General features: G+C 65.3%; 16 protein-coding genes. 12 read left to right on the top strand and 4 right to left on the bottom strand.

Annotated elements, in window-relative coordinates:
- The 4 genes from lpqB (at position 1) to secA (ending at position 6557) form a co-directional block, all read left to right on the top strand.
- On the top strand, positions 1-1743 hold the full coding sequence (gene lpqB, locus AB0366_RS13530; protein WP_128646473.1) for an MtrAB system accessory lipoprotein LpqB: 1743 nt from the start codon (positions 1-3) through the stop codon (positions 1741-1743).
- Positions 1744-1790: 47 nt separating this feature from the next.
- Complete coding sequence (locus AB0366_RS13525; protein WP_121870286.1) at positions 1791-2474, top strand: ComF family protein; 684 nt, start codon at positions 1791-1793, stop codon at positions 2472-2474.
- A 201-nt stretch (positions 2475-2675) separates the two neighbouring features.
- Positions 2676-3344, top strand: a complete 669-nt coding sequence (gene raiA / locus AB0366_RS13520; RefSeq protein ID WP_366244324.1) for a ribosome-associated translation inhibitor RaiA — start codon at positions 2676-2678, stop codon at positions 3342-3344.
- Positions 3345-3650: 306 nt separating this feature from the next.
- Positions 3651-6557, top strand: coding sequence for a preprotein translocase subunit SecA (gene secA / locus AB0366_RS13515; protein ID WP_366244323.1), 2907 nt, complete (start codon positions 3651-3653; stop codon positions 6555-6557).
- Positions 6558-6594: 37 nt separating this feature from the next.
- On the opposite strand, the gene AB0366_RS13510 is transcribed toward secA, so the two are convergent.
- The gene (locus tag AB0366_RS13510; protein WP_366244322.1) at positions 6595-7170 is read right to left on the bottom strand and encodes an Rv3235 family protein; all 576 of its coding nucleotides are present in this window, start codon (positions 7168-7170) and stop codon (positions 6595-6597) included.
- Positions 7171-7355: 185 nt separating this feature from the next.
- Between AB0366_RS13510 and AB0366_RS13505 the strand changes: the two genes are divergently transcribed.
- From AB0366_RS13505 to AB0366_RS13485, 5 genes are all read left to right on the top strand, one after another.
- The gene (locus tag AB0366_RS13505; RefSeq protein ID WP_121872529.1) at positions 7356-8801 is read left to right on the top strand and encodes a wax ester/triacylglycerol synthase family O-acyltransferase; all 1446 of its coding nucleotides are present in this window, start codon (positions 7356-7358) and stop codon (positions 8799-8801) included.
- Between the two features lie 11 nt (positions 8802-8812).
- Positions 8813-9337 (top strand): hypothetical protein, encoded by a 525-nt coding sequence (locus AB0366_RS13500; RefSeq protein WP_094614262.1) that lies wholly within the window; start codon positions 8813-8815, stop codon positions 9335-9337.
- Between the two features lie 124 nt (positions 9338-9461).
- Complete coding sequence (locus AB0366_RS13495) at positions 9462-10577, top strand: ferredoxin reductase (RefSeq protein WP_366244321.1); 1116 nt, start codon at positions 9462-9464, stop codon at positions 10575-10577.
- Positions 10578-10685: 108 nt separating this feature from the next.
- A complete protein-coding gene (locus AB0366_RS13490) occupies positions 10686-11987 on the top strand; it encodes a fatty acid desaturase (RefSeq protein WP_121872527.1) in 1302 nt (433 codons plus the stop codon).
- Between the two features lie 122 nt (positions 11988-12109).
- Positions 12110-13360: a fatty acid desaturase gene (locus AB0366_RS13485; protein ID WP_037189901.1), complete on the top strand. Its 1251-nt coding sequence runs from the start codon at positions 12110-12112 to the stop codon at positions 13358-13360.
- Positions 13361-13414: 54 nt separating this feature from the next.
- On the opposite strand, the gene rsgA is transcribed toward AB0366_RS13485, so the two are convergent.
- The 3 genes from rsgA to ybaK are packed head-to-tail and all read right to left on the bottom strand — an operon-like array spanning position 13415 to position 16215.
- A complete protein-coding gene (gene rsgA / locus AB0366_RS13480; RefSeq protein ID WP_183130193.1) occupies positions 13415-14449 on the bottom strand; it encodes a ribosome small subunit-dependent GTPase A in 1035 nt (344 codons plus the stop codon).
- Positions 14401-15717: a 3-phosphoshikimate 1-carboxyvinyltransferase gene (aroA, locus tag AB0366_RS13475; protein WP_366244320.1), complete on the bottom strand. Its 1317-nt coding sequence runs from the start codon at positions 15715-15717 to the stop codon at positions 14401-14403. Before aroA ends, rsgA begins: the two co-directional genes overlap by 49 nt.
- A gap of 6 nt (positions 15718-15723) precedes the next feature.
- A complete protein-coding gene (gene ybaK, locus AB0366_RS13470) occupies positions 15724-16215 on the bottom strand; it encodes a Cys-tRNA(Pro) deacylase (protein ID WP_366244318.1) in 492 nt (163 codons plus the stop codon).
- A 90-nt stretch (positions 16216-16305) separates the two neighbouring features.
- Between ybaK and AB0366_RS13465 the strand changes: the two genes are divergently transcribed.
- The 3 genes from AB0366_RS13465 to AB0366_RS13455 all read left to right on the top strand — a co-directional run bounded on the left by AB0366_RS13465 (position 16306) and on the right by AB0366_RS13455 (position 17865).
- The gene (locus AB0366_RS13465; protein WP_094642309.1) at positions 16306-17088 is read left to right on the top strand and encodes a sigma-70 family RNA polymerase sigma factor; all 783 of its coding nucleotides are present in this window, start codon (positions 16306-16308) and stop codon (positions 17086-17088) included.
- 14 nt (positions 17089-17102) lie between these two features.
- Positions 17103-17384 (top strand): mycothiol system anti-sigma-R factor, encoded by a 282-nt coding sequence (gene rsrA / locus AB0366_RS13460; RefSeq protein ID WP_121872525.1) that lies wholly within the window; start codon positions 17103-17105, stop codon positions 17382-17384.
- A 265-nt stretch (positions 17385-17649) separates the two neighbouring features.
- On the top strand, positions 17650-17865 hold the full coding sequence (locus AB0366_RS13455; RefSeq protein WP_008717734.1) for a biotin/lipoyl-binding carrier protein: 216 nt from the start codon (positions 17650-17652) through the stop codon (positions 17863-17865).
- Positions 17866-17884: the final 19 nt, after the last annotated feature.

Raw genomic sequence — 17884 nt, 5'->3', positions numbered from 1 at the left:
ATGTGCGCGCTCGTCGTCGCCCTCGTCGGCGGATGCGCGAGCCTTCCCGAGTCGTCCAGCCCCCAGGCCATCGGCACCTTGACCGCCGGTGCCGTGCCCACCAGTGCTCCGGCTCCCGAGCCGGGACGCGAGCCCGATCGCTTGTTGGACGACTTCTTCGAGGCCAGCGCCGTCTCGGCCAACCGGCACCAGGCCGCCCGCCAGTTTCTCACCGAGGAGGCGTCGGGAACCTGGGACGACGGCGCACGCACCGTTGTCGCGGACCGGATCGACACCCTGTCCGGACCGCGTACCTCCGACACCGCGCAGTTCACGATCCGCTCGGCGACGGCCGGAATGCTGGCCTCCGGCGGCGAATACCAGGCCGGCTCGGACACCTTCGACGCCGCGATCGAGATGGCGCGAGTGGACGGGCAGTGGCGCATCTCGAAATTGCCGCCCGGCGTCGTCATCGATCGATCCGCGTTTCTGAACACCTATCAGCAGCGATCGCTCTACTTCGTCGATCCGCTCGGTGGCGTGCTCGTGCCCGATGTCCGGTGGACCAGCGGATCGCAGGACCAACTCGCCAACCAACTCGTGCAGCTGCTCATCGACGGCCCCAAGTCGGCGCTGTCGGCCGCGGTGAGCAACGAACTGTCCGAGGATGTGAGCATTCGCGGGCCCATCACCAAGGCCGACGGTCAGACCGCGCAGGTGGGGGTGGGGCTCGGTGGCATCAAGATCGACTTCGGCGGCCTGCAGAACAAGGGTGACCGCGACCGCGAACTGCTTGCTGCTCAGGTGATCTGGACCCTCGCCTCGGCCGAGGTGGCAGGGCCGTACGTGTTGCTCGCCGACGGCCAACCCATCGACACCACCAAGCCCGACGGGTGGACGACCGCAGGCGTCGACTCGTTCGATCCGCTGGGCAGCACCGACGACAGTGTCGGACTGCATGCACTGGCGTCCGGCACATTGCTTCGCGTCGACGAGGCGGAGACCACTCCCGCTCCCGGGTACTTCGGGCAGGCCCGCAACCTGCGCTCGGTGGCGCTGTCCAACGACGGCACACTCGTGGCAGGCGTCGCGGACACCGGACGGCCTTCCCCTGCGCCGTCGAGCACGCTCATGGTCGGCAGCTACGACGGCGGCGCGTTCCCCGTAGCGGAGGGGCAATCGATCACGCGGCCCACGTGGGGGGCCGACGACAACGCGGCGTGGGCGGTGATCGACGGCACCAACGTCATCCGCGCCGCCCGCGATCCTTCCACCGGTCAGGTATCGGTGATACCGGTCGAGGCCACCGCCGTCACGACACTCGGCAACCGGATCACCGAACTGCGACTTGCCCGAGACGGAGTGCGAGCGGCGCTCATCGTCGACGGCGTCGTGTACGTGGCGACGGTGGTGCGCGAGCCCTCGGGCGTGTACTCCCTGACCGAGCCCAGGGCCGTGGCCATCGGACTCGGTAGCGACGCCACGAGTTTGGACTGGAGTACCGGCGACACCATCGTGATCGCGCGGGTCGCCACCGACACACCGGTGGTCCAGGTGACCGTCGACGGATCCCGGATGGATCCGCTGCCCTCACGCAATCTGACCACTCCGGTGCTGGCGGTCGATGCCTCGCCGGAAACGGAGTACGTGGCCGATGCACGGGCCGTGTTCGCCCTCAACAATGCCGATCCGGTCGGCGACCGGTACTGGCGCGAGGTCACCGGATTGGCCGGAGTCAAAGCAGTGCCGATTCTGCCCGGCTGACGTCGGCCGGGGATGTCTGTCGGTGGGCCCGGGCAGACTCTGCATCCATGCGGACGCTCCTCGATCTGGTTCTGCCCCTCGAATGCGCCGGGTGCGGTGTGCCGGGGGAGCACTGGTGCACGGTGTGTTCCCTGGCCCTGTTCGTCCCGCCCATCGCCGTTCGACCACGAGTCGATCCCGGTGTGCCGTGCTGGTCCCTGGGTACCTACAGCGGGCCGCGCCGCAGTGGTGTGATCGCCCTGAAGGAGCGAGGTCGACGGTCGGTGGCCCGGCCTTTCGGGCGAGCGCTCGCCGAGGCCGTCGGACATCTTCGCGACGCGGGTGAGATCGATCCACCCGAGCTGAGTTCGCTGATTCTGATCTGCGCGCCCTCTCGGGCTCGTGCGGCCCGCGCTCGCGGGGGTGATCCCGTTCTGCGATGCGCTCGAATCGCTGCCGAACAGTTGGCACCGGAGCGAGTGCTCGTTCCCGAGTTGCTCCGCATGACCGGCGGAGTCCGCGATTCGGTCGGACTGTCGGCCGGGCAACGCCAGCACAACGTGGCGGGCCGGATCGAGGCCGTCGGGGTGGCTGGTCCGCGAGCAGGCGCACGTGTGACGGGGTCGGCGGACTTCACCGTTCTGCTGATCGACGACGTCGTCACCACCGGCGCGACGTTGGCCGAATCGGCAAGAGTGCTAACCGATTTCGGAGTGCCGGTGGCCGGCGCGCTGGTTGTGGCCAGTGCGTGACGGAAAGGAAGGGGGACACGCCGACAACCAATTCGGGGTGAACGGTGGCACACGAGTCGATGACCGACTAACGTCGCGGACACGCACCGACTGGACCAGATATGAGGTGATGCCCCGGACTCGAGATGCCGGAAGGTTCCCCATTCGGCATGCACACTTGCCACGTCCAACAGTGGGCGTGGCCGATATCGGGAGGTACGCGTGACGACCCCTTCACAAGCCTCGGTTTTCTTCGACGAGAAGCCCTCGGAAGAACCCGCCAAGAGCAATGCGGACGTCGTGGTCAAGGGCCGCAACGTCGAGATACCGGATCATTTCCGGATATACGTCTCCGAGAAATTGGCTCGCCTCGAGCGCTTCGATCCCTCCATCTACCTGTTCGACGTCGAACTGCAGCACGAACGAAATCGCCGCCAGGCCAAGGCATGTCAACGCGTGGAGATCACCGCGAAGGGCAAGGGCCCGGTCGTTCGAGCCGAAGCGTGTGCCGACAGTTTCTATGCCGCACTCGAAGCGGTGACGTCGAAACTCGAGAGCAGGCTCCGGCGCACCAAGGACCGTCGCAAGGTCCACTACGGCGAGAAGAGGCCCGTGTCCGTTGCCGAGGCCACTGCCGAACTCGCCGAGGACGACACGCTGGCACTCGATCCCGAGACGAAACTCGACTCGTTCGAGGACGACAAGAGCGGTCCCGGGCACATCGTGCGAACGAAGATCCACTCGGCCGCACCGATGAGCGTGGACGACGCACTGTACGAAATGGAACTCGTCGGTCACGATTTCTTCTTGTTCCACGACAGCGCAAGCGATCGCCCCTCGGTTGTGTACCGACGGCACGCCTTCGATTACGGCTTGATCAGACTCACCTGACCGGACCGCCCGGGACGGCTCGACACGTTCGCCGTCCGTGAAATCTTTGCACCGCTGCAGGCTCGACACCGGAGACTCGATCCCCACGTCGAGCCTGCAGTGCTGTGTCGGTGTTGTCCGAATGGCCGACCGGCGATCTCCGACGACCGATAGTCGGGCTGCCGGGTTCGCAGCGACACCGCCTACCATGGACGCGTTCGGGTTACCCGCCGCGCAGAAGTCGTGGTGACGACCCGTGAGCTCGTGCAGTATGCAGTGTTGTTCGTACCAGTACCCGTGAACCGAGGATCGAGGACGAGAAAGCCCGTGCCGTCGCTGTCGTTTTCCAAGCTGCTCCGTGTCGGTGAAGGTCGCATGGTCAAGCGGCTCAAGAGCATCGCCGACCACGTCTCGACCCTGTCTCCGGACGTCGAGAGCCTCTCCGATGACGAACTGCGCGGCAAGACCGCGGAGTTCAAGGAGAGGTACTCCGCAGGCGAGACCCTGGATCAGCTCCTGCCCGAGGCCTTCGCCGTGGCCCGTGAGGCGTCCTGGCGAGTGCTGTCGCAGCGACACTTCGACGTTCAGGTGATGGGCGGTGCCGCCCTGCACTTCGGCAACATCGCCGAGATGAAGACCGGTGAGGGCAAGACACTGACGTGTGTTCTCCCCGCCTACCTCAACGCCATCTCCGGCGAGGGTGTGCACGTGGTGACGGTCAACGACTACCTCGCCAGGCGCGACTCGGAGTGGATGGGCCGCGTCCACCGTTTCCTCGGTCTCTCGGTCGACGTGATCCTCTCCGGCATGACCCCGGTGGAACGCCGCGCCGCGTATGCCGCGGACATCACCTACGGCACCAACAACGAGTTCGGTTTCGACTACCTGCGCGACAACATGACGCACTCGCTCGACGACCTCGTCCAGCGCGGCCACAACTTCGCCGTCGTCGACGAGGTCGACTCGATCCTCATCGACGAGGCCCGCACGCCGCTGATCATCTCGGGACCGGCCGACGCGTCGAGCAAGTGGTACGGAGAGTTCGCCCGTATCGCGCCCATGCTCAAGGTCGACACCCACTACGAGGTCGACATCCGCAAGCGGACCATCGGTGTGCACGAGGCAGGCGTCGAACTGGTCGAGGATCAGCTCGGCATCGACAACCTGTACGAGGCCGCCAACTCGCCGCTGGTGAACTACCTCAACAACGCGATCAAGGCCAAAGAGCTCTACACGAAGGACAAGGACTACATCGTCCGCGACGGTGAGGTCATCATCGTCGACGAGTTCACCGGCCGCATCCTGGTGGGACGCCGCTACAACGAGGGCATGCACCAGGCGATCGAGGCCAAGGAAAAGGTGGAGATCAAGGCCGAGAATCAGACTCTGGCCACGATCACTCTGCAGAACTACTTCCGCCTCTACGACAAGCTCTCGGGCATGACGGGTACCGCCGAGACCGAGGCCGCCGAGCTCCACCAGATCTACGGCCTCGGCGTCATTCCGATTCCGACGAACCGTCCGATGGTCCGAGTGGACAACGGCGACCTGATCTACAAGACGGAAGAGGCCAAGTTCGACGCCGTCGTCGACGACGTCGTCGAGCGGCACGGGAAGGGCCAGCCGGTCCTCATCGGCACGACGAGCGTCGAGCGCTCGGAGTACCTGTCGAAGCAGTTCACCAAGCGCGGCGTCGCGCACAACGTGTTGAACGCGAAGTTCCACGAGCAGGAGGCGACGATCATCGCCGAGGCGGGTCGGCAGGGCGCGGTGACCGTGGCGACCAACATGGCCGGTCGTGGCACCGACGTCGTGCTGGGCGGCAACCCGGACATCCTCGCCGACCTGAAGCTGCGCAAGCAGGGCTTGGATCCGGTCGAGACCCCCGAGGAGTACGAGACCGCCTGGGAGCCCGCGCTCGAAGAGGTCAAGGCACAGGTCAAGGCCGACGCCGATACCGTGCGCGAGGCCGGTGGGCTGTACGTCCTCGGTACCGAGCGGCACGATTCGCGCCGTATCGACAACCAGCTTCGAGGCCGCTCCGGTCGTCAGGGAGATCCGGGCGAATCGCGTTTCTACCTCTCGCTCGGCGACGAGTTGATGCGTCGATTCAACGGCGGCGCACTCGAGTCGATCATGACCCGGCTCAACCTGCCCGACGACGTCCCGATCGAAGCCAAGATGGTGTCCAAGGCCATCAAGAGTGCTCAGACGCAGGTCGAGCAGCAGAACTTCGAGATCCGCAAGAACGTTCTCAAGTACGACGAGGTGATGAACCAGCAGCGCACCGTCATCTACGAGGAGCGCCGCCGCATCCTCGAAGGTGCCGATATGGAGGGCCAGGTCGAGGGCATGATCACCGACGTGATCACCGCCTACGTCGACGGTGCCACCGGCGAGGGCTACGTCGAGGACTGGGATCTGGAACAGCTCTGGACCGCGCTGAAGACTCTCTACCCGGTGGGAGTCGACCACAAGGTGCTCGCCGGTGAGAACGAGGACGGCGAGAAGGGCGACCTGAGCCGCGACGAATTGCGTGAGGCGTTGCTCGAGGACGCGCGATCTGCGTACGCCACCCGCGAGGCCGAGATCGACGGTATCGCCGGCGAGAACGGGATGCGCGAACTCGAGCGCCGAGTGCTGCTGTCGGTACTCGATCGCAAGTGGCGTGAGCACCTCTACGAGATGGATTACCTCAAGGAAGGCATCGGCCTGCGTGCGATGGCGCAGCGCGACCCGCTGGTCGAATACCAGCGTGAGGGCTACGACATGTTCCAGGGCATGCTCGACGGCCTGAAGGAGGAGTCGGTCGGATTCCTGTTCAACCTGCAGGTCGAGGCGACGCCGGCTCCGACAGGACCTGCGGCCTCGGCGGGTCTCGCCGTGGCTCCGGGACTGTCCTCTCCGGTGGGCTCCGGCCGCCCGGCAGCGACACCCGCCGCAGCACCCGCGCCGACGGCACCCGCACCGACGGCTCCGGCACCGACGGCTCCGGTACCTTCCGCTCCTGCAGTGCCCTCGGCTCTGCGGGCGAAGGGTCTCGACGAGCAGGAAGAGCAGAGACTGACCTTCTCCGGTCCGGCCGAGGGCGGTGGCACTGCCGTTCGCCGCTCCGGCTCGTCTCCGTCCGGCAGCGAGTCCGCCGCCGAGGGCACCCGCCGCGAGCGTCGCGAAGCAGCGAGGACTCAGAGCAAGGCACCCAAGAAGGCAGCTCGCTCCAAGCGCAAGAGGTAGTGCACGACGGCCGCGTCGCCACTGGGCGACGCGGCCCTCACCCCACTCGCAGCGACGTGACCGTCCACCCGGGGCGGCGCGGGTCGATCGCCAGCTCGATTCGGCCTGCGAACGCGAACGTGCGCGGGCCGCGGGTGTAGGAGCCGAAGATCTCCGCCGAGACATCCGACTGATACGCAACATGGACTCGTCGCACTGCTGCGAATCCGAGTCGTCTGCCCGGCGGCGGGTTCCGCACTATGGTCCGCACCAGATCGATCATCGACGCAGTGAACAACGGCGCCAGCTGGTCTGCGCTGCGTCGTCGATCGATCACCTCGATCATCATGCGCATCGCGCGGTCGGCACTCGAACGTGCATCGACGGGCACCGGTGGCCGGCCGGGAGGCTCGACGCGTGGTCGAGAACGGCTGCTGCGTACGGATGGTCGGTGTCGGGCCGGCCGCGGTTCGGTGGCTGCCGCCGGGTCCCACGTGTGCACGGCGCCGGAGCTGAGCGGCGGCTCGAACGGTGCGGCACGCGAGAGAAAGCAATGATGTTCGGCGCGGAGTCGCGGGCCCGTGTCCGACGTGTCCGTGATGTCCGGCGGGTCGTTCGATTCGATGACGCTCACACCGACATTGACGGTCCGAGAGCGCGTTCGGTTCCCGTCCGCACTCTGGATCGGCCCGCGACACGGTCCTCGACCGACCCCGAGACCGACAAATGTCCGCCACGTACTCTAGGTTCGAGCACACTGCGCGCTCGGCCACAGGAATCGGCGCGTACTTCACGCGAGGACGGGGACTGGAACACGCGATGGCGACCAGGCTGACAGCGCAGGATGCGTCGTTCTACTTTCTCGAGGCCAGTAGCAGCCCTATGCACCTCGGGTCGCTCGCCATCTTCCGGACTCCGCGCAGTGGATTCAGCTACGACCGACTGCTGTCGTTGGTCGAGCAGCGGTTGGCATTGGTTCCCCGGTACCGGCAGAAGGTGCGTGAGGTCGCCTTCGGTCTGGCTCGGCCGGTGTGGGTCGACGACGCGGATTTCGACATCACCTACCACATCCGGCGATCGGCACTACCCAAGCCGGGTTCGGACGATCAGTTGCACGATCTGATCGCGCGGCTGACCTCGCGCCCACTCGATCGCACTCGGCCGCTGTGGGAGATGTACCTGGTCGAGGGGTTGTCGAAGAATCGCTTCGCCGTCTTCACCAAGTCCCACTCGGCGCTGGTCGACGGCGAACACGCGCTCGACATCGGTCAGGTCATCCTGGATGCGAGCAAGAATCCACCGCCGATGGCCGAGGAACTCTGGATGCCTGCGCGCGAGCCCAAGGATTCGGCGTTGGTCATCGATGCGCTGACCGAGTTGGTGGTACGTCCGGGGGAGAGCGTCGAGGCTCTGCGCGGCGCGGTCCACGGGGCTGCCGGTGTCGCGGGTGAAGCCTTGCGGGCCGCAGCGAAGGTCGCGGCGGTGCTGCGCACCGCGACCCAGAGTGCACCGTCGAGTCCGCTGAACGCCCCGATCTCGCGAAACCGCAGATTCGCGGTGGCCAAGACCGAGCTCGCCGACTACCGCAGAATTCACAACAGGTTCGACTGCTCGATCAACGACGTGGTGCTCGCTGTCGTCACCGGGGCACTGCGCAATTGGTTGCTCTCTCGGGGCGAGCCCGTGACGGCCTCCTCGACGGTGCGGGCCATGGTCCCCATGTCGGTGTACGTGTCGGCCGATCGGGTCGGTTTCGGAGATGCGGCCGACCGGCCGGTCGAGCCGGCCGAGGAAGATCGCAGCGAGGTCTCGTCGTTTCTGGTCGACCTGCCCGTCGGTGAATCGAATGCCGTGGTGCGGCTCTCGCACATTGCGCACGCCACCGAGGCGCACGCCAAACAGAGTCGCGGAGTCACTGCACAGACACTGATGCGCATCTCCGGATTCGCCCCGGCGAGCCTGCACGCGATGGGTGCGCGAGCGGGCAGTCGGCTCTCTCAGCGGGTGTTCAATCTGATCGTCACCAACGCACCAGGACCCCAGTTCCCGCTGTACGTGGGCGGTGCGCGCATGCTCGAGATGTATCCGGTGTCGCCGCTGTTCGAGAACCAGGCGATGAGCATCGGGTTGACGTCCTACGACGGCTACGTGTTCTTCGGGCTCAATGCCGATCGAGGTGCCATGCCGGACGTGGACGTCGTCACGGCGCTTCTGCACGAGGCGCTGGAAGAGTTGGTCGACGCCAGCAACGAATCGAGAGTGTGAGGTCTTCTGCAATGCGTGTCTACGTTCCGGCGACGCTGGAGTTCTTGAAAGTGTTGTCGGCAGAGGGCGAGTTCAGCCCGGTCTCGCGCACGGCCTTCGCGGTGACACCGACGCTGCGTGAGGCGTACTCGTCCGGCGACGACGAGGAGCTCTCCGAGGTGGCGATGGGGGAGGCCGCTCGGGCCTCTCTGCGTCTGATCGCTGCTGCAGTCGACGACGAGACCGACACCGGGACGGTCGCCGAAGGGGTGGTGTACCGGCGGGCGGTGATCGCGGCCGATGTGGACGATCCCACTCTGCGCCCCGATCTGGACGATGCCGTAGTCCGGCTCAAGGAACCGTTGCGGATGGATCAGGTCGCATCGGTCCATGTCGATCTCGAAGGGGCCGAATCGGCGGTCGCGAAGGCCGTTGCCGCTGTCGATGCCGCGGACATGGGTGACGTGGACGCGGAGTTCGTGCTCGGAGACGCCGAGGATCACACGCTCGCGTGGTACGCCCCGCAAGAATTGTCGTTTCTGCTCGAACTGCTGTAGCTCCGCGGTGTTCGTTCGCGCACTATCGACACCGGCACAGGTGTTCCCGGACCCGAACCTACGGTAGCGTAACCTCGATGACCGCAAGCGGTTCAGTATCTCGATCGAGGGGATGGAACACCCGATGGATCTGAAGAAGTGGCTGGAGGCTCCGGCGGCCGGTATATCGGCCCCCAAGCGTCCCAGGCTGAACATGGTGCGTGGTGCCTTCACCCGCATCACCACTCCCTTGTTGCCCGACGACTACCTGCACCTGGCGAATCCTCTCTGGTCGGCACGCGAACTCCGTGGCCGGATCGTGCGGGTGGAGAAGGAGACCGCCACGGCGGTGACCCTGGTGATCCAGCCGGGTTGGGGCTTCAACTTCGACTACCGGCCCGGCCAGTACATCGGGATCGGATTGCACCTCGGCGGGCGATGGCACTGGCGGTCCTACTCGTTGACCTCCCCACCGAACTGGGAAGACAAGCTGATCTCCATCACCGTCAAGGCGATGCCGGAAGGCTTCCTCTCCTCGCACCTCGTCGGCGGTGTGCCTCAGGGAACCATCGTTCGGCTGGCCGCCCCGAAGGGCAATTTCGCGCTGCCCGTGCCGCCGCCGAACAAGATCTTGTTCGTCACGGCAGGCAGCGGCATCACGCCGATCATCTCGATGCTGCGGGCATTGGATCGGCACGGCGACATGCCCGACACCGTGCACATCCACTCGGCACCCACCGAGGACGAAGTCATGTTCGCCGCCGAGATCGCCGCGCTGGAGAAGTCCCATCCCAACTTCACCTCGCACGTGCAGTTGACGCGATCGGACGGCAAGTTCGCACTCGCCTCTCTCGACGAGCTCTATCCCGACTGGCGCACGCGCGACACCTGGGCGTGCGGGCCGGCAGCACTGCTCGAAGAAATCGAGAAGACCTGGAAGCGCGAGGGAATCGAGGACAGGCTTCATCTGGAGCGGTTCGAGATCTCGCGCGCCGACACCTCCGGTGCCGGCGGCACCGTCACGTTCTCCAGGTCGGACAAGAAGACCACCGTCGACGGCGCGACCAGTCTGCTCGAAGCCGGCGAGAACGTCGGCGTTCAGATGCCGTTCGGTTGCCGGATGGGTATCTGCCAGACGTGTGTGGTGCCGTTGACAGCAGGACATGTCATCGACTTGCGTTCCGGTAAGGAACACAGCGAGGGCGACCGCGTCCAGACGTGTATTTCCGCAGCTGCGGGCGACTGCACATTGGAACTGTAGGTCTGTTTTTCGCACACTGCCTTCTCAGGCTGTTCGGTTACGCTTACGTAGGTTGCCCACGTCGAAACCCGATATTTCGGGCACTGCACTCAACTGTTGGAGGACCCGGTGGCCATCACCGACATCAAAGAGTTCGCTCATCTCAGCGAAGCGGACATGGAAGCGTTCGGTCGTGAACTGGATGCGATTCGTCGAGACGTCGAAGACAGCCGCGGCGAGCGCGATGCCGCCTACATCCGTCGGACCATCAGGCTGCAGCGGCTGCTCGAGCTCGGTGGCCGTGCGGTGCTGCTCGGCAGCAAGTATCGGCCGGCCTGGATCGCAGGCACGGCGATGCTCAGTGTCGCCAAGATCATCGAGAACATGGAGCTCGGCCACAATGTGATGCACGGGCAGTGGGACTGGATGAACGATCCGGAAATTCATTCCACGTCGTGGGAGTGGGATCAGACCGGACCGTCGGAGCAGTGGAAGCGCGCTCACAACTACTCGCACCACACGTACACCAACATCGTCGGCATGGACGACGACATCGGCTTCGGCATCCTGCGGATGACCCGCGACGAGCCGTGGAAGCCGATCAACCTCGTTCAGCCGCTCGCCAACATCGTGCTGGCCACCACCTTCGAGTGGGGCATCGCGCTGCACGACTACGACGCGCAGAAGCAGCTGGACGGCGAGGACGAGAAGGGTCTGCTGAAGTCTCCGGCCAGCCGCGCCTTCGCGCGCAAGATCGCCAAGCAGGTCGGCAAGGATTTCGTCCTGTTCCCGGCACTGTCCGGCCCGGCGTGGAAGTCCACGTTGACGGCCAACGCGACGGCCAACCTCGTCCGGAACCTGTGGGCGTACGCGGTGATCTTTTGCGGTCATTTCCCCGACGGGGCAGAGAAGTTCACGATCGGGCAGTTCGAGACCGAGACACGACCCGAGTGGTACCTGCGTCAGATGCTGGGCAGTGCCAACTTCGAAGCCGGTCCGGTCATGGCGTTCATGAGCGGCAACCTCTGCTACCAGATCGAGCACCACATGTTCCCGGATCTGCCGAGCAACAGGTACTCGGAAATCGCCGAGAAGGTGCACGCTCTGTGCGAGAAGTACGACCTGCCGTACACCACGGGGTCGCTCGGCAAGCAGTACCTGCTGGCGCTGCGAACCATCCACAAGCTGTCGCTGCCCGACTCGTGGTTGCGGGCCACGTCCGACAACGCTCCCGAGACGTCCTCGGAGCGGCGATGGCGCGTCGGCGATTCGCCTGCTGTTCATGCGCTTCGGATCGATCCGCTCACCGGGCAGCGTCGAGGACTGCGTTCGGCGATGCAGGAGGCGCGCGTGAGCTTGCGCAATGCCAAGAAGGAAGCCAAGCGTCAGGCAAAGGCTCTTCGTCGTTCGGGCGACCGCGTTCGGTTGTGAATCGTCACACAGATTTCCGCCCGTAACCTACGGAACCGTAAGTTACGATACGGTAGGTGACGGAATTGCACATGGCCTGATACGCGAGCTGTGTGTTCACGACTGCCAGGAGGTTGCTTCCCATGGCGATTACGGACGTCAAAGAATACGCGCATCTGACCGATGCCGACATCGAGGCGTTGGGCCACGAGCTCGACTCCATCCGGCGTGACATCGAAGCGTCCCGCGGTGAACGCGACGCCCGGTACGTCAAGAACACGATCCGCCTGCAGCGCTCTCTCGACATCGGTGGCCGGGCCGTGCTCTTCGCCAGCCGCCGTCGTCCGGCGTGGCTCGTCGGCACCGCCATGCTCGGGGTCGCGAAGATCATCGAGAACATGGAGCTCGGCCACAACGTCATGCACGGCCAGTGGGACTGGATGAACGACCCGGAGATCCACTCCACGTCGTGGGAGTGGGACAACACGGGGCCGTCGGCTCACTGGAAGCAGACGCACAACTACATCCACCACAAGTACACCAACGTGCTCGGCATGGACGACGACGTCGGCTACGGTCTGCTGCGCGTCACACGCGATCAGCGGTGGAAGCCCTTCAATATCGGCAACCCCGTCTACAACCTGTTGCTGCAGCTGTTCTTCGAGTACGGAGTGGCGCTTCAGCACCTCGAACTGGGCAAGGTCGCCAAGGGTCGAGTGCCGCGTGAGGAATTCGAGCAGAAGCGGCGCGAGGTGCTCGAGAAGGTCGGCAAGCAGATCGGCAAGGACTACATCCTGCATCCGTTGCTGACCGGTCCCGCCTGGAAGAGCACGTTGACGGCGAACATCGTCGCCAACATGATGCGCAATGTGTGGACCAACACCGTCATCTTCTGCGGCCACTTCCCGGACGGTGCGGAGAAGTTCACCAAGTCCGACATGGAGGGCGAGACTCAGGGACAGTGGTACCTGCGTCAGATGCTCGGCAGCGCGAACTTCAATGCAGGTCCCGTCATGGAGTTCATGAGTGGCAACCTCTGCTACCAGATCGAGCATCACCTGTTCCCCGACCTCCCCAGCAACCGTCTGCGGGAGATCAAGGTGCGAGTGCTGGAACTGGCGGAGAAGTACGACCTGCCGTACACGACCGGTTCGATCGTTCACCAGTACTTCCTGTCCTGGCGAACCATCGCGAAGCTGTCGCTGCCGAACAAGTACCTGAAGGCGACCAGCGACGACGCTCCCGAGACCGCGTCCGAGCGCAAGTGGGCCGACGCGCCCGCAGGCCTGTTCACCGTCGATCCCGAGACCGGCAAGCGTCGTGGTCTGCGCACCGCGATCGCAGAGACGAAGAAGCGCAAGGGAATTCGTAGGCTGGTCGGTAGGGCCGCGTAAGCCCTCCGCCGAGTTCGAGCCTGGTGGCAACCGATTCCGAAGCGGAGTCCGTTGCTACCAGGCTTCGTTCGTTCGAACGGCTTCGAGGAGCAGGCGCACGGCCGCGACGCGTCGACCGGCGTCCGAAGTGAGTGCGTCGAGAGCGCACTCGGGATCTGCCGGTGGGCCGAGGTGGGTGCATCCTCGGGGACAGTTCTCGATCGTGTCGGCCAGATCGGAGAACGCTGCGACGACGTTCTCGGGGGAGATGTGTGCCAGTCCGAACGACCGGATACCGGGAGTGTCGACCACCCAGCCGCCGCCGGGCAGCGGTAGCGCCACCGACTGCGTCGAGGTGTGACGACCCTTGCCGACGCCCGAGACCACCCCGGTGGCGCGATAGGCGTCGGGCACCAGCCGGTTGACGAGCGTGGACTTTCCGACGCCCGAGTGACCGATCAACGCGGTCACCGAGTTCGTCAGCATCGCGGTCAGCTCCGTGAGGTCCTCGGATTGGCCCGCTAGCACCACCGGGACGTCCAGATCGGCGAAGGCCGCAGTGAACTCCTCGGGGGCGGCGAGATCGCTCTTGGTCAGGCACAGAACGGGTTCGAGTCCGCCGACGTAAGCGGCCACGAGTGCTCGCTCGACGAAGCCGGTGCGAGGAGGAGGGTCTGCGAGCGCCGCGACGATGAGCAGCCGGTCGGCGTTGGCCACCACCACACGTTCGAACGGGTCGGTGTCGTCCGCGGTGCGACGCAACACCGTCCGCCGCTCGGCCACGCGCACTATTCGGGCCAGGGTGTCGACCTTGCCGGACAGATCTCCGACGATTCCGACCTCGTCTCCCACCACGATCGGAGTTCGGCCCAGCTCGCGGGCACGCATCGTCACGACCGGCCGTGCCGGGTCACCGTCGAGCACACAACCCCATCGGCCGCGGTCGACGGACACCACCATGCCTGCTTCGGCGTCGTTGTGTTCGGGTCGAGTCTTGGTTCGTGGACGCGAACTCTTGCCCGGTCGGATCCGAACGTCGGACTCGTCGTACCGGCGCGCGGTCAGGAGCCGACCCCGCTCGGTGTCGATGCGGACAGCATTGCGTCCCAGAGCATCTCGAAACCGGGGAGTGTCTTGGCGGTGGTGCCGATGTCGTCCACCTCGACCCCGGGTACCCGCAGTCCGACGATCGCGCCTGCGGTGGCCATCCGGTGGTCTGCGTAGGAATGCCAGACGCCTGCGTGCAGCGGTGCCGGATCGATGCGAATGCCGTCGTCGGTCTCGACTGCGCGTCCGCCGAGTCGAACGATCTCGGTTGTCAGTGCGGCGAGTCGGTCGGTCTCGTGGCCACGCAGGTGGGCGATGCCACGCAGAATCGACGGCCCCTCGGCCAGTGCGGCGAGCGCCGCGACCGTCGGGGTCAATTCGCCGACGTCGTGGAGATCGAAGTCGATGCCGCGCAACGTATCGGGGCCCTCGACGGTCAAGACGCCTGCGGTCAGGTCGACTCGAGCGCCCATCCGGGTGAGTATCTCGCGGAAGACATCGCCGGGCTGAGTGGTCGATTCGGGCCAATTCGGCACGCGCACTCGGCCTTTCGTCACCACCGCTGCAGCGAGGAATGGGGTGGCGTTGGACAGGTCCGGCTCGATGCTCCACTCGATCGGCGCGACCGGCCCGGGATGAACCCGCCAGGTGTTCGCGTCGCCGCCGGACTCGGGAGTGTCGACTCGGACGCCCGCACGCCGCAACATGTCCACTGTCATGTCGATGTGCGGCATGGACGGAACGGGCTTGCCGGTGTGGTGGATTTCGATTCCCTCGTCGAATGCCGCCGCGGAGAGCATCAGACCCGAGACGAATTGTGAGGACCCCGAGGCATCGATGTCGACCGACCCGCCGCGCAGCGAACCGGTGCCGCGCATCGTGAACGGCAGCGCGCTGCCGTCGATCTCGGCCCCCACCGCGCGCAGAGCGTCGAGAATGGTGTCGAGTGGACGGATACGTGCCTGCTCGTCGCCGTCGAACGACACCTCGCCTGCGGCAAGGGCAGCCAGGGGCGGCACGAAGCGCATGACGGTACCCGCCAGACCGCACTCCACGGCTCCTCCGTGCAGCGGTGCCGGAGTCACGCGCAACGCCGTCCTGTCGTCGTCCGCGGCGATGATCTCGATTCCCAAGGTTGCCAGGGCGTCGATCATGAGATCGGTGTCACGGCTGCGCAGGGCACCGGTGATCGTCGACGAGCCGGTGGCGAGCGAGGCGATGATCAGTGCGCGATTGGTGATCGATTTCGATCCGGGCAGAGTGACTGTCGCGTCGACGGGTGCGACGGCGGCGGGGGCTGTCCAATTGCTCACCCGTCCATCTTCTCTCATTCGCTGTCAGTGCGCGGCGATGGGCGCGGATGTTGCGCCTGTGAGCCGCACCAGATCGGCTGGTGCGAGTTCGATTTCCAGTCCGCGGCGACCCCCGCTGCACAGGATCGTCTCGAAACCGAGAGCCGAGACGTCGATCGCGGTGGGCAGGGGCTTGCGTTGGCCGAGTGGTGAGATACCGCCGAAGACGTACCCGGACGAGCGCTCGGCGGCAGCCCTGTCGGCCATCGTGATCTTTCTGGTGGACAGTGCTGCGGCCGCGGCCTTGAGCGAGAGCATGGCCGTCACCGGGACGATCGCCACCGCCAGCGAGCGATCTGCTCGTTCGACGACGAGCGTCTTGAAGACTTGGTCGGGCCGAACGCCGAGCCGCTCGACGAGGATCTGTGCCGCCTCCTCGCCGTAGGACTGCGCCCGAGCATCGTGGTCGTACGAATGCACGGTGTGCGCCACCTTCCGTGCGATGAGCAGCGCGAGAGCGGGTGTGGACGCAGCCATTCACCGGACTCTAGCGACCGCGCGGGAACACCGCGGCACGACGGTGTGTTGTGCAACAACAGATACGGATGCAGGCGGAAGGAAAGACGAATGGCAGTGCTGACCGCGGGACGTCCCCTCGCGCTGAAGGGGGTGATCTCTTCGCAGAAGTCGACTTCGGGCGCGGTAGCCTGGGCGGTGGAAGCTATCGAAGGGATCAGCGTGACAGAAGCCAGCAATCCCGTCGCTGACGTGGACGACGAGAAGGCGATCGCGGAGCGCAGAGCTGCCGAGACCGAGGCACAGTTGACCGAGCGCTTCGAGCGCGACGCGTTGCCGATGCTCGATCAGCTCTACGGCGCAGCTCTGCGAATGACGCGCAACCCCGCCGACGCCGAGGATCTGGTTCAGGAGACGTTCGTGAAGGCCTACTCGGCTTTCCGGTCGTTCCGTGAGGGCACGAACCTCAAGGCGTGGCTGTACCGAATTCTCACCAACACCTACATCAACTCCTACCGCAAGAAGCAGCGTCAGCCCGCGCAGTACCCGACCGACGAGATCAGTGACTGGCAGCTCGCCGCCACCGCCGAACACACGTCCACGGGGCTGCGTTCGGCCGAGGTCGAGGCCCTGGACGCGCTGCCGGACGACGACATCAAGGCCGCGCTGCAGTCTCTTCCCGAAGAGTTTCGAATGGCTGTGTACTACGCCGACGTCGAGGGGTTCCCGTACAAGGAGATCGCCGAGATCATGGGCACTCCCATCGGCACGGTGATGTCGCGTCTGCACCGCGGACGCAAGCAACTGCGGGGCCTGCTGGCAGGGGTTGCGCGGGAGCGTGGTTTCAACCGGGACGGCGCAGTCGACCGGCACGAGCAGGAGGTAGTCCAGTGACGGGCACCGGAAGGATCGACGACGGCGACGCACAGTTCGAACGCCTCGACTGCTCGGCCGTGATCGCGGACGTGTGGGTGATGCTCGACAACGAATGCGACGAAGCGAGCCGATCCCGTCTGCAGAAGCACATCGACGAATGTGGATCCTGCTTCGAGGCCTACGGAATCGAAGAGAAGGTCAAGCGGCTGATCTCACGCAAATGCGGGGGAGACCAAGCGCCGGCCGGGCTGCGCGAACGGCTCAGCGTCGAGATTCGACGGACCGTGCTGATTCGCCAGACCGACTCCGAGTAGTCGCAGGTCGCACAACGACGAGGGGCCGAGAAGCAATCGCTTCTCGGCCCCTCGCGGCTTGTGGCAAACCGTCAGCTGTTCGGACGTTTGCCGTGGTTGGCCTTGTTGCCCTTACGAGCACGCTTCTTACGTCCACGCTTTCCCATGATGGGCTCCTCTCGTTTGTTCACTACAGTCTCCCACGTGTGATTGGCTTACTGTGACGGGCCTGGTCTCCGATGGGTGGCCGGCGCAGTTCGTGGTGACGTGAGAGAGGGGTTCGCCGGTGTCCGAGGACGTTCGTGCGGAGATGGTGTCCACGGTATTTCAGGTGGTCGTGGCCCGAGGCGACGCCGTCGAGGTCGGTGACACCCTCGTGATCCTGGAATCGATGAAGATGGAAATTCCCGTGCTGGCCGAGACCGCAGGGACGGTCACGTCGGTGGACGTCGCGGTCGGCGACGTCATTCAGCAGGGCGACCTCATCGCCGTCGTGTCCTGAGCATCGGTCCCCGTGAGAT

Source organism: Rhodococcus sp. NPDC076796, from assembly GCF_040702765.1.
In the GTDB taxonomy this organism is placed as follows: domain Bacteria; phylum Actinomycetota; class Actinomycetes; order Mycobacteriales; family Mycobacteriaceae; genus Rhodococcoides.
Note: the sequence above shows the minus strand (reverse complement) of the source record. Positions and strands in the feature narration are given on the sequence as shown.